The organism is Methylobacterium variabile (assembly GCF_001043975.1).
Taxonomy (GTDB): Bacteria; Pseudomonadota; Alphaproteobacteria; order Rhizobiales; family Beijerinckiaceae; genus Methylobacterium; species Methylobacterium variabile.
This window is the reverse complement of record NZ_LABY01000059.1, coordinates 23,392-35,309: the sequence shown is the minus strand read 5'-3', so window position 1 is coordinate 35,309 and position 11,918 is coordinate 23,392. Positions and strand designations below refer to the sequence as shown.

Genomic DNA, 11,918 nt, shown 5'->3' with positions numbered 1-11,918 from the left:
GCGAAGTTTCCGGCCGGCCCGCGGGACGCTGTCCCGTGGGCCGGCCACACTGCCCAACGACACGAAACCATCCCGGGAGAGACGCCACGATGTCAGCCTTCGACCGTCGCCAGATCCTCAAGGGGGGCGCCGCCCTCGGCCTCGCCTCCGCGGCCGGCCTGGAGGGCTTCGCCCGCGCCTGGGCGCAGGAGAACCAGTGGAAGCCCGAACAGGGCGCCTCGCTCAAGCTCCTGCGCTGGAAGCGCTTCATCCCCTCCGAGGACGAGGCTTTCATGCGCCTCGTCGACGCCTTCACCAAGGCGACCGGCGTGCCGGTGAGCGTGACGAGCGAGTCCTTCGACGACATCCAGCCCAAGGCCTCGGTCGCGGCCAATACCGGCCAGGGGCCGGACATGGTCTGGGGCCTGTACTCGTTCCCGGCCCTGTTCCCGTCGAAATGCCTCAAGGTCGGCGACGTCGCGGACTACCTCGGCAAGAAGTACGGCGGCTGGCTGCCCGCGGCGGAAGCCTACGGCAAGGTCAAGGGCGAGTGGATCGCCATCCCGATGGCGTTCAACGGCGGCTACCTCAACTACCGCATCTCGGCCATGAACAAGGCCGGCTTCACCAAGTTCCCGGAAGACCATGCCGGCTTCTTGGAGCTGTGCAAGGCGATGAAGAAGAACAACACCCCGGCCGGCTTCGCGCTGGGGCACGCCACCGGCGACGCCAACTCGTGGATCCACTGGGCGCTGTGGTCGCACGACGCCTACCTGGTCGACGCGAACGAGAAGATCGTCATCAACTCGCCGGAGACCGCCAAGGCGCTCGAATACGTCAAGGCGCTCTACGAGACCTTCGTGCCCGGCACGGTGTCGTGGAACGACTCGTCCAACAACAAGGCGTTCCTGTCGGGCGACCTCTACCTCACCAACAACGGCATCTCGATCTACGCCGCGGCCAAGAACGAGAAGAAGGAGATCGCGGCGGACATGGACCACGCCGCCTATCCGGTCGGCAAGTCCGGCAAGCCGACCGAGTTCCAGCTCGCCTTCCCGATCCTGGCCTACACCTACACCAAGGCGCCGAACGCCTGTAAGGCCTTCATGGCCTTCGCGCTCGAGGCCCAGAACTACAATTCCTGGCTTGAGGCGTCGCAGGGCTATCTCTGCCATCCGCTGAAGGCCTATTCCAACAACCCGATCTGGACCGCCGACCCGAAGAACAAGGTGTTCGGCGAGGCCTCGACCCGCACCCTCGCCGCCGGCGGCCTCGCGCCGGTGAGCGAGAAGGTGGCCGCCGTGCTCGCCGACTTCGTCGTCGTCGACATGTTCGCCTCCTACTGCACCGGCCGCGAGGACCTGAAGAGCGCGATCCGCACCGCCGAGCGGCAGGCGCAGCGGATCTTCCGGTCGGCCTGACGGCCCGGCGCCCCTGCTCTTCCATCGGCGGGGCAGGGCCGCTGCTCGGGTTCGTCGTGAGGGCGTGGGACTCGGCTCGACGGATCTCGCACCCTCCTCGTCAACCCCGGGGCCGCGCAGCGGAGCCCGGAGTGCCGAAGGCACACCCAGACGCTCGGGTGTCCCGGGACAGGGCACCACCTGCGATTCTGGATCCCGGGCTCCGCTGCGCTGCCCCGGGATGACTCGGTGAAGCGTGACGATGAGCGTCTATCCTGTCCCCACGCAGTCGAGCACGCTCTACAGTTCCTAAAGCCCTTCGTTTTCGACCCCCGTCCGCAGGGGCAAGATACAAACAACACCCGGAGGAGGCTCCCCGTGGCCGACATCGCCCTCGCCCGCCCCGCTTCGGCGGCGCCCACGACCGGCTCGGCCTGGGCCCGGTTCCGGGCCAGCCGCGGATGGCTGGGCTTCTGGTTCATGCTGCCGGCAGCCGCGATCCTGCTGCTGTTCCTGGCCTATCCCCTCGGCAAGGGCATCTGGCTCTCGCTCACCGACACCCGCATCGGGCGCGGCGGCAGCTTCGTCGGGCTCGAGAACTACGAGTGGCTGTGGGACGACAGCGTCTTCTGGCTCTCGGTGTTCAACACGCTGGTCTATACGGGCTTCGCCTCGGTGGCGAAGTTCGCGATCGGCCTCTACCTGGCGCTGCTCCTCAACAAGCGGCTGCCGTTCAAGGCCCTGATCCGCTCGATCGTGCTGATCCCGTTCGTCGTGCCGACGGTGCTCTCGGCGCTGGCGTTCTGGTGGATCTTCGACAGCCAGTTCTCGATCATCTCGTGGTCGCTGCGCCATCTCGGCCTGCTCGACCGCAACATCGACTTCCTCGGCGATCCGACGATGGCGCGGATCTGCGTGACCTTCGCTAACATCTGGCGCGGCGTGCCGTTCATCGCCATCACGCTGCTCGCCGGCCTGCAGACCGTCTCGCCCTCGCTCTACGAGGCGGCGACGATCGACGGCGCCACGCCGTGGCAGAACTTCCGCCACATCACCCTGCCGCTGCTCACCCCGATCATCGCCGTGGTGATGACCTTCTCGGTGCTGTTCACCTTCACCGACTTCCAGCTGATCTGGGCGATGACCCGCGGCGGTCCCGTCAACGCGACCCACCTGATGGCGACCCTGTCCTACCAGCGCGGCATCCTCTCGGGGAACCTCGGCGAGGGTGCGGCGATCGCCACCGCGATGGTGCCGTTCCTGATCTTCGCCATCGGGATCTCGTGGTTCGGCCTCCAGAACCGCAAGTGGCAGACCGGCTGAGAAGGAAACATCAACGATGGCCGCGACCACGACCACCGACACCACCGACAACAACGAGGGCATGGCCTATCTCGACACGCTGCCGAAGCGCGTCGTCACGGTCTACCTGCCGCTCTTCGTCATCCTGGTGGTGCTGCTGTTCCCGTTCTACTGGATGGCGCTCACCGCCATCAAACCGGACGAGCAGCTCATCGACATGGAGACCTACAACCCGTTCTGGGTGGTCTCGCCGACGCTCAAGCACATCTCGAAGCTCCTGTTCCAGACCCACTACCCGTTGTGGCTGTGGAACACGATGATGATCTCGGTGGCGGCGACCGTGCTGTCGCTGTTCGCCAGCGTGCTCGCCGCCTACGCGATCGTGCGGATCCGCTACAAGGGCGCGGTCGCGGTCGGCGCGGCGATCTTCCTCGCCTACCTGGTGCCGCCCTCGATCCTGTTCATCCCGCTCGCCACCATCATCCAGGCCTACGGGCTCTACGACTCGCCCTTCGCCCTGGTGCTGGTCTACCCCACCATCCTGATCCCGTTCTCGACCTGGCTGCTGATGGGGTACTTCAAGACCATCCCCTACGAGCTGGAGGAGTGCGCGCTGATCGACGGGGCGAGCCGCTGGCAGATCCTGGTCAAGATCATCCTGCCGCTGGCGGTGCCGGGGCTGATCTCCGCCGGCATCTTCTCGCTGACCCTGTGCTGGAACGAGTTCATCTACGCCCTCACCTTCCTGTCCTCGACCGACAACAAGACCGTGCCGGTGGCGGTGGTGAGCGAGTTCGTCGACGGCGACATCTACCGCTGGGGCTCGCTGATGGCGGGCGCGCTCGTCGGCTCGCTGCCGCTGGTGATCCTGTACTCGTTCTTCGTCGAGCACTACGTCTCGGCTATGACCGGGGCGGTCAAGGAATAGCGACACGCCGCGCCCCCGACCGGCCGCGCCCGGAGGCGCGGGACAGGACGACGGACCGGTCCCCGCACGCTTGCGGCCCCTGCATCCCCTTGCGGCGCCGCAGGCCCTACCCGCCTGCCGATGAGACGGTTACATGACGATGCGCCGGGGCCAGCCGACACGGAACCCGGCTCTTACCGACAGGTCTTCGTGACAAGGCACACACCCCGATGACTGCCCCCCGCACCCTCTACGACAAGATCTGGGACGACCACGTCGTCGATCGTCAGCCGGACGGCACCTGCCTCCTCTACATCGACCGGCACCTCGTGCACGAGGTCACCTCTCCCCAGGCCTTCGAGGGGCTTCGTCTCGCCGGGCGCCGGGTGCGCCACCCGGAGAAGACGCTGGCGGTCGTCGACCACAACGTCCAGACCTCGGACCGCAGCTTCGGCATCGAGGATCCCGAGAGCCGCACGCAGATCGACACGCTGGCCGAGAACGTGCGCGAGTTCGGCATCGAGTACTACGACGCCCTCGACCGCCGGCAGGGCATCGTCCACATCATCGGGCCGGAGCAGGGCTTCACCCTGCCGGGCCAGACGATCGTCTGCGGCGATTCCCACACCTCGACCCACGGCGCCTTCGGGGCTCTCGCCCACGGCATCGGCACCTCGGAGGTCGAGCACGTGCTCGCTACCCAGACGCTGATCCAGAAGAAGGCGAAGAACATGCGCGCCGTCGTCGACGGCCGCCTGCCCGCCGGCGTCACCGCCAAGGACATCATCCTGGCGATCATCGGCGAGATCGGCACCGCGGGCGGCACCGGCCACGTGCTCGAATACGCCGGCGAGGCGATCCGGAGCCTCTCGATGGAGGGCCGGATGACGATCTGCAACATGTCGATCGAGGGCGGCGCCCGGGCCGGCATGGTGGCCCCGGACGAGACCACCTTCGCCTACATCAAGGACCGGCCGAAGGCGCCGAAGGGCGAGGCATTCGAGCGGGCGGTCGCCTACTGGCGCGATCTCGTTTCCGACGAAGGCGCCCATTTCGACCGCGAGATCCGCCTCGACGCCGCCAACCTGCCGCCGATCGTGACCTGGGGCACCTCGCCCGAGGACGTCGTGTCGGTTCAGGGCCGGGTGCCGGATCCGGCCTCGATCGAGGACGAGAACCTGCGCCTCTCGAAGGAGAAGGCCCTGTCCTACATGGGCCTGACGCCGGGCACGCGGATCACCGACATCGCCCTCGACAAGGTGTTCATCGGCTCCTGCACCAACGGCCGGATCGAGGACCTGCGGATCGTCGCCCGCATGGTCGAGGGCAGGAAGATCCACCCGAACGTCGCCGGCATGGTGGTGCCGGGCTCGGGCCTCGTGAAGCAGCAGGCGGAGCAGGAGGGCATCGCCAGGATCCTGATCGAGGCCGGTTTCGACTGGCGCGAGCCGGGCTGCTCGATGTGCCTCGGCATGAACGCCGACCGCCTGAAACCCCACGAGCGCTGCGCCTCGACCTCGAACCGCAACTTCGAGGGCCGCCAGGGCCACAAGGGCCGCACCCACCTCGTCTCCCCGGCGATGGCCGCAGCCGCCGCCATCGCGGGCCACTTCGTCGACATCCGCGAGTGGCCGGCCGGGGCCTGACGGCCTTTTCGCGGAGCGGCGGAGTTCGGCGTTGACGCCGCCTCCGCCGCCGACTAAACGACCCGTACCGCGGCGCTGCCCAGCAGCGCTTCGGGCCCAGGTGGCGGAATTGGTAGACGCGCTGGTTTCAGGTACCAGTGGTGCAAGCCGTGGAGGTTCGAGTCCTCTCCTGGGCACCAACACCTCTCAGTGGTGTTGATGCTTCTCGCGATGCGGTGAATCCTGACACGACTGAGTTCGTGATCGACGGCTGAGAGCGACCGGTGCGCGGCAAGGCCTGCGCCGAGACCCCAAAGACAGCTGCCTCTCCCCTGCCCGAGCATGCGGCCCTCCACGAATCCCAGCGCCGCTGGCATCGTCGGACTCCCGGAACCCGCGCAGTGGACCTTGGATCCCTGACCGCTGGCGGTTCAAGGGCGGTCCGGTTGCGCGCCGCGTCGTCGCCATGCGTCCGGCGATCCCACCTGCTCGCGCCCTCAGTGCACATCCTCTGCCGACGCCGCTCAATCCCGTTGACGCCGCCTCCGCCGCCGACTAAACGACCCGTACCGCGGCGCTGCCCAGCAGCGCTTCGGGCCCAGGTGGCGGAATTGGTAGACGCGCTGGTTTCAGGTACCAGTGGTGCAAGCCGTGGAGGTTCGAGTCCTCTCCTGGGCACCAACACCCCTCAGCGGTGTTGATGCCGTCCCCGAGCAGGACGAGATCTGATCCGATCGCGAAGTCGCTCCTCTCCTGACCATTGCCGCCGCGATAATCGACTTTCCGCGTGATCCGAACCGGTCCGGACCGCCCCGCGTTGGGCTGGATCGACCGGAGGACATGCTCATGCCGCGCAGCGACGATCTGCTCACCGCCAGACCGCACCTGACCCGCCGCGACGAGGATGCGGCAGCCGCCAAGGCCGGCGTGTCACCGGCCGACCACGACGGCGCGCGAAAGCCCGATGCCCTCGATCCGGGCACCAGCACCTCCGGGGACGAGCCGCGGCCCCGGTCCGCTCCGGCGGGCGAGGGCGAGGTCTGATCGGGATCCGGCCGGCTGGACCGAGTGGGAATCGGCCCGGGCCGTCGACCGGACGAGTGCCGCCGCGCGCGTGGGCTTCCGGCCGGGCACTTCGAGGTGTTGCGCTGGCTATTTCTGGGGCAACCAGAAACTGATCCGCCCACATGGCCACCTATCGCTTCATGCGCCCCTTCAGCCGCGTCGCGCAGCCGATCCAGCTTTGCTGCGCGACCTGCGGGTGGGTGGACGACGTCCTGGACATCCGCGCGCAGCAGATCGAGCACCGCGCCTTCGCCGGCGATTAAGCGCCTTTGGCCAACCTGTCGCTCTGCGCCTACCTCTCCGACCCGGCCGACGAGTCTGGCTACGACCTCGCGGCCGGCCAACCCGCGATGCACATGTGACGGGGGCGGATCGCGGCCCTTCCTGGCCGGCGGCGCCCGATAGCGCCGGCGTGGTCCTGGTCGCAGCTGCCCGCGGGTTCCCGGCCCGGCGCTAGATCCTCAGCCTGGCGCCGGCCCGCCGTTGCCACGGGCCTCGGGCGCCGGACCGGGGCCCGGGGCCGGCGTCCCGTCCGGGCCCGCCTTCGGCCGCTCCGGCGCGGCGCTCTCGGGGTAGCGGGCGCGGTAGGCGCGCAGGAACTCGGTGAGCGTCTCAGCGCTGGTCGCCTGGCGGACGAGGCTGCGGAAGGCCGCGGTGCCCGACGCGTTCGGTGCCGCGACGAGGCCGAAGGTGCGGGCGTCGGGGCTCTCGGCCATCTTCGGGGTGTACTTGGTGCGCAGCCGGTCGAGGCTCAACGTATCCTCGGCGAGCGCGTAGGCGATCGCCGCCCGCATCACGTCGGCGCGCTCGGGGTCCGAGAGCGGGGCGGGCTCGCGCCAGCGGGTGCCGAGCAGCGCCTCGTGCGCCTCCCCGGCCTCGCGCCAGCGGCGGGCGCCCCACAGGATGTCGCCGCGCAGGTGCGCCGCCTCCGGCCCGTCGTTGCCCTCGAGCAGCTCCAGCGCCAGGTCGGTGCGCGAGAGGTCGGAGAGGGCGCGGGCCTCGAGGAGCAGGCGCGCGTCGCGGATCTGGGCCGGCAGCTCGGGCAGGCGCGTGCTCTGCAGTACCTTGAGCGCCTTGAGCGGCTCGCCCTCCATCAGCCGGACGGTCGCCAGCCGCGCCGCCACGCTCGCCCGGGCCGCCCCGGTGAGGCGGTTGTCGACCTGGTGCTGCAGCAGGTCGCCGGCGGCGTCGAGGAGGTCGAGGGCGACGAGGCGGTCGGCTAGCCGGCGCACGATCTCGTCGCCCTGGCGGCCGATCGGCGTGAACTCCTTGAAGTCGTAGAACAGCGCCAGGGCCTCGATCCGCCCGAGGCTCGCGCCGCGGTCCGACAGGAACAGGGCGGCGAACAAGGCCACCGTGTCGTCGTGCAGGCCCCGGGTCGCCGGATGATCCGGAAAGAGGCGGTTGGCCTTGCGGGCGCTCGCGAAGGCATCGCGCCAGCGGCCGGTGCCGGCGTACAGCCGGCCGAGCCGGGCCAGGGCCTCGGCCTCCGCGTCGCCGTGCCAGACCAGCGTCAGGCGCTCCAGGCGATCGATCGCCTCCTCGGGCGTCATCGTGCCGGTGGCGCGACCGAGGTCGACCACCCGCAGGGTCGCCTGGGCGGCCACCGGCGCCTCGCCGGTCTCGGCGAGCTGCTGGTAGGCGCGGCGGGCCTCGCCGTCCTGGCCGATCGCCTCGGCGAAGCGCGCCTTCAGGAAGGCGAGCTGGTCACGGGCGAAGGGCCGCTCGGCGAGGGGGCCCACGGCGGTGAGGGCTCGCTGGGCGAAGGCCGGATCCTTGGCGTCGAGGGCGGCCTCCGCGGCGGCGAGGTAGAGCGGCAATTGCAGGTCGTCGGGATAGGCCTCGATCACCGGCAGGCCGGCCTTGAAGGCGGCGAGCGCCACGGCGCTGCGCCGGCCGCGCACGTCCAGGATGCCCCGCCAGAGCCGCATCTCGGCATCCTGGGCCTGCCTGCTGTCGGGGTTGAGGAAACCGGCCGCCCGCGCGTCCTGGCCCATGCGGAGCGCCGCGATCGCCGAGAGCAGCCGCACCGGCCGCTCCGCCGCGAGGGCCGCGTCCTCCCGGGCGGCGTGGGTGAGCACGCCGGAGGCCTCCGCCGAGAAGCCGTTGGCGAGGAGCACCCGGGCGAGGTCGAGGCGCGCGGCGGAGCGGGCCGGCCGCTCCGCCGTCGCCGCTGCGACTTCGGCGGCGCGGATGCGCGCGCGCACGTCGCCGCGCTGGTCCTCGCGCCAGCGCTCGGGGAGCACCATCAGGGCGGCGGCGGCCTGCGCGCCGGCCTCCGGCGCCTCGACCACCGCCGGCGAGACCGACAGGCCGCCGGAGCGGGTGATCGTCACCTCGTTAAGGCCGGGACGCACCGCCACGTCGTCCGCCGTCGCCAGGACGGCCACGCCCTGGCGGCTCGGCAGCAGCTCGAACTCGACGAAGCGGCCACGCTTGGGGACCCCGGCGGTGCGCGGGCCCCGGGCGGTCACCACGGCGATGCGCTCGCCGTCGCGGTCGAGCCAGAGCGCACCGCCGGGGCGCGCCAGCGGCACCGCCACCGCGGGCTTGCCGGTGGGATCGGCGCTGCGCTGCGGGGCGAGCAGGTCGCCGCCCGGCGCGCTGCCGTCGCCGAGCACCAGGTCCCAGCCCTGCCCCTCCCCCGCCGCGAGCTGGGCGAGGATGCCCGGATCGAGGCGCAGCCGCAGGACCGTGAAGGCGCCCTCCACACGCGGCCCCTCGGCGAGGCTCGCCGGCGCTCCCGCCGGCAGGGGGGGCAGGCCGATGGCGGAGGTGGTCTCGAACACGAGGGTGGCGGTCCCGCCGCGCTCGAACAGGGCCGCGGGCGGCCGGGCGGCGAACGGGAAGGCGATGCGCAGGCCCGGCCCGGCCCGGGCGATCCGCGCCTGGACCGGCCCGACGGGCGCCGGCTCCGCCGCGGCAGGCGATGGGACCGGCGCCTGGGCCGGAATTTGGTCCTCGGCCTGGGACCGGGAGAGGGGCGCGGCGGGAGACTCGGCCTGCGACGCCTCGGCCCCCGGCGGCTTGGCGCCGGGCTGCGGCGCGGCGCCGGCCTTCGCCGCGGCCGCGGGCTTCGCGAGGTCGAGGACGTAGGACTCGTCCTCGCGGTAGCCCTCCGCGGTGTAGCCTTCGGCGAGCTTCAGGGTGAGCCGGGCGGCCTCCGCACCGGTCTCGGCGGCAAGCGCCGTCGCGGCCGGTCGCAGGGCCGCGCGGGCCTCCGCGGCCTCGACCGTGTAGGCGCCCGGGATGCGCAGGCGGACCTCGGAGCCGGTGCGCTCCAGGCCGACCTCGGTCTCCCGCGGCAGCCGGACGGAGAGCCGGGTCAGGGTCGGCAGGTGCGCCACCTCCAGGCGCAGCGGCACCGTGCGCCGGGCCTGGGCGGCCTCCCGGCGCAGGCGCGCGCCCAGCTCCTCCGCCCGCCGGGTGAGGTCGGCCAGGACCTCCGGCGGCAGGCCAGGCGGCAGGCCGGTCCAGCTCTCGGGCATGAGGTCGATGAAGACCCGCTCACCGGCTTCCAGCACGTTGACCTTGTAGGGCGCCTGGAGCGCGACGCGCAGGCCGGCGCCGTCCGGATCGCGGCGGACCTGCGCCACGTAGGCCGGCATCTCGGTGGCCAGGCGCTCGCGCTGGCCCGTCACCGGCTCGCGGAAGCTCACCACCAGCACGCCGCCGGTGACCTTGGCGAACACCTTCACGCTGTGATCGAAGGTGAGCGCGATGCGCCCGAAATTCCGCTGCTCGCTGCCCTGAATTGCGACGAGCTGCGCCGCCGCGGCCGCGCTCGCGCCGGCGGCCAGTCCCGCCAGCGCGATCAGCGCCGCACACCAGCGGCTCCTGCCCGTCGAACCCATCGCGATCCGCCCGAAAACCCCGAGCCGGCACCATGCCGCCACACGGCTAACGAGGGCTTAAATCTGGCGCGTGCCGGCATCGGGCGCCGGGCGGGCCAAGCTCGCGAACGGACCGGGGGCGGGGTCAGCGCGCGCCGTCGATCGCCGGCAGCTCGCCCGGAGGCAGGCCGGGGACGCCGGCGGGCTTCGGCCCGCCCGCACCCCGGGCGCGCTGGGCGAGAGCCACGGTGAGGCGCTCGGCGGCCTCGGGCTGCATCACCGCCAGCACCTCGGCCATCTTGCGCGGGTTCATGCCGGTCACCACCGGCACCAGCACGTCGAGGCGCAGCCGGTCGAAGACCCGGGCGGCCTCCTTCGGCTTCATCGTCTCGTACATCGTCACCAGGGACCGGAGCCCCGCGGCTTCCGCCTCGGCGCGCTTGGCTGCCGCGTCGTCGCCCTTCTGCTCCAGGGTCTTGAGGTCGTTGATGCGGCTCTCGAGCTTGCGCTCGGCGTTCTCGATCAATTGCTCACGGGTCTCGAGGTCGCGCGAGCGCTGCTGCAGGGCGTCGCGCCGGGCGCCGAGCTTCTCCAGGATCGCCCGCTCGGCGGACGGGGCCGGCTCGCCGGCCGGGCGCGGCGGCTCCGGCGAGGGCGCCGCGGCGGCCGGCTCCTTGGCCGCCTCCTTCGGCGAGACCGAGCCGGTGATCGTCGGATCGGTGGGCTCGTAGCCGGAGCGGGCATGGACCAGCAGCTCGGCGAAGCGGGTGCCGGTGGACGGCCCGGCGGAGAGCAGGGCGAGAACCTTCAGCAGCAGCAGCCCCGAGGCGGCGACCGCCACCGCATCGACCAGGCGCAGGCGGATCATCGGCCCGCGCCAGGCCGGGGTCGTGACGAGGCGCCGCACCAGGACGGCGAGGGAGGCCGGCGGCGGCGGAACCCTGACGGGCAGCGTGCCGGGCGCCGCGGCGGTCCCGGACGCGGCCGGCTTCGATGCAGCCGGCTTCGATGCAGCCATCCTGGGCGCCGCATTGGCCGCAGCCACCGTGGGGGCCGCCTTCGCGGCGGCTGCGGCGGGCCCGGCCTTCGCGTCCGCGAGGGCGGCCGGGGCCGGCGCGCCGGCCCCGGCCGCCGGCAGCCCGGCGAAGCGGCGCAGGAGCGCTCCGAGGATCATGCGGCCTGAGCCTGGAGGCGGCTCAGGGCCCGCTCGCTCAGGGCGCGGGCGGCGGCCGCGGCGGCGCCGAGGCGCTCGCTGGTGGAGACCGGCCGCGGCTCGGGCGCGGGCGGCGGCACCGGCGCAGGAGCAGCGGGCGCCTGCGCGACGGGACCTTGAACGACGGGACCTTGAACGACGGGACCTTGCGCGGCCGGAGCGCCGGCGCCCTGCGCGGCTGGGGCCTGGGCGAACGCTTGAGCGAAGGCGGCGGCTTGCGCGGACGCGGCCGGGGCCGCCATCTCGGTGGGCGCCGCCGCCCGGGCCTGGGCGACGATGCGGCCGATGCGGGAGAGCACCTCGTCGCCGGCCTGGAGCTGGGCCGCGAGGTCGGCGTTGGTGCGCTCGGCCAGGCGCAGGCGCTCGGCGAGCGTCCGGTCGCACTCGGCGAGCGTGGTGCGCAGGCCGGCGATCGCCCGCTCGGCGGACTCGGTCGCCCCCATCAGGTCGCCGATGGTCTGGCGCATCGCCGCCTCGTCGGCCTTGAGGCGGGTGATGCGGCGGCCGAGGCCGACGGAGGTGACGATGCAGGCGACGAGCAGGACCGCCACCAGCAGGTCGGCCAGGATGCTGACGATCAGGCTCACGGCGTCG

General features: G+C 72.0%; 9 protein-coding genes and 2 tRNA genes. 8 read left to right on the top strand and 3 right to left on the bottom strand.

Annotated features, from left to right (window positions below):
• Positions 1-89 precede the first annotated feature (89 nt).
• The 8 genes from VQ02_RS09910 (at position 90) to VQ02_RS36850 (ending at position 6,541) form a co-directional block, all read left to right on the top strand.
• Entirely contained in the window at positions 90-1,400 is a 1,311-nt protein-coding gene (locus tag VQ02_RS09910) for an ABC transporter substrate-binding protein (protein ID WP_048444018.1), read from the top strand.
• A gap of 357 nt (positions 1,401-1,757) precedes the next feature.
• A complete protein-coding gene (locus VQ02_RS09905; RefSeq protein WP_048444017.1) occupies positions 1,758-2,702 on the top strand; it encodes a carbohydrate ABC transporter permease in 945 nt (314 codons plus the stop codon).
• A gap of 16 nt (positions 2,703-2,718) precedes the next feature.
• A complete protein-coding gene (locus VQ02_RS09900; RefSeq protein ID WP_048444016.1) occupies positions 2,719-3,609 on the top strand; it encodes a carbohydrate ABC transporter permease in 891 nt (296 codons plus the stop codon).
• A gap of 209 nt (positions 3,610-3,818) precedes the next feature.
• Positions 3,819-5,234 (top strand): 3-isopropylmalate dehydratase large subunit, encoded by a 1,416-nt coding sequence (gene leuC / locus VQ02_RS09895; protein WP_048444015.1) that lies wholly within the window; start codon positions 3,819-3,821, stop codon positions 5,232-5,234.
• A 94-nt stretch (positions 5,235-5,328) separates the two neighbouring features.
• Positions 5,329-5,413: transfer RNA gene (locus VQ02_RS09890), tRNA-Leu, on the top strand.
• Positions 5,414-5,809: 396 nt separating this feature from the next.
• Positions 5,810-5,894, top strand: a tRNA-Leu gene (locus VQ02_RS09885).
• Between the two features lie 165 nt (positions 5,895-6,059).
• Positions 6,060-6,257 carry a hypothetical protein gene (locus VQ02_RS09880; RefSeq protein WP_157080560.1) on the top strand — a complete coding sequence of 66 codons (198 nt, stop codon included), beginning with the start codon at positions 6,060-6,062 and terminating at the stop codon, positions 6,255-6,257.
• A gap of 143 nt (positions 6,258-6,400) precedes the next feature.
• Positions 6,401-6,541 (top strand): hypothetical protein, encoded by a 141-nt coding sequence (locus VQ02_RS36850; RefSeq protein ID WP_157080559.1) that lies wholly within the window; start codon positions 6,401-6,403, stop codon positions 6,539-6,541.
• A 198-nt stretch (positions 6,542-6,739) separates the two neighbouring features.
• On the opposite strand, the gene VQ02_RS09875 is transcribed toward VQ02_RS36850, so the two are convergent.
• From VQ02_RS09875 to VQ02_RS09865, 3 genes are all read right to left on the bottom strand, one after another.
• Positions 6,740-10,132, bottom strand: coding sequence for a hypothetical protein (locus VQ02_RS09875; protein ID WP_048444013.1), 3,393 nt, complete (start codon positions 10,130-10,132; stop codon positions 6,740-6,742).
• Positions 10,133-10,256: 124 nt separating this feature from the next.
• Positions 10,257-11,285 carry a MotE family protein gene (locus tag VQ02_RS09870; RefSeq protein ID WP_342447817.1) on the bottom strand — a complete coding sequence of 343 codons (1,029 nt, stop codon included), beginning with the start codon at positions 11,283-11,285 and terminating at the stop codon, positions 10,257-10,259.
• Positions 11,282-11,911, bottom strand: a complete 630-nt coding sequence (locus tag VQ02_RS09865; protein ID WP_048444012.1) for a DUF6468 domain-containing protein — start codon at positions 11,909-11,911, stop codon at positions 11,282-11,284. The genes VQ02_RS09870 and VQ02_RS09865 overlap by 4 nt, the downstream gene beginning before the upstream one ends.
• Positions 11,912-11,918: the final 7 nt, after the last annotated feature.

Excerpts from the sequence above, each read along its gene's own strand:
- VQ02_RS09900 (WP_048444016.1), top strand. The coding sequence starts at position 2,719 with ATGGCCGCGACCACGACCACCGACACCACCGACAACAACGAGGGCATG.
- VQ02_RS09870 (WP_342447817.1), bottom strand. The coding sequence starts at position 11,285 with ATGATCCTCGGAGCGCTCCTGCGCCGCTTCGCCGGGCTGCCGGCGGCC.
- VQ02_RS09910 (WP_048444018.1), top strand. The coding sequence starts at position 90 with ATGTCAGCCTTCGACCGTCGCCAGATCCTCAAGGGGGGCGCCGCCCTC.
- VQ02_RS36850 (WP_157080559.1), top strand. The coding sequence starts at position 6,401 with ATGGCCACCTATCGCTTCATGCGCCCCTTCAGCCGCGTCGCGCAGCCG.
- VQ02_RS09875 (WP_048444013.1), bottom strand. The coding sequence starts at position 10,132 with ATGGGTTCGACGGGCAGGAGCCGCTGGTGTGCGGCGCTGATCGCGCTG.
- VQ02_RS09880 (WP_157080560.1), top strand. The coding sequence starts at position 6,060 with ATGCCGCGCAGCGACGATCTGCTCACCGCCAGACCGCACCTGACCCGC.
- leuC (WP_048444015.1), top strand. The coding sequence starts at position 3,819 with ATGACTGCCCCCCGCACCCTCTACGACAAGATCTGGGACGACCACGTC.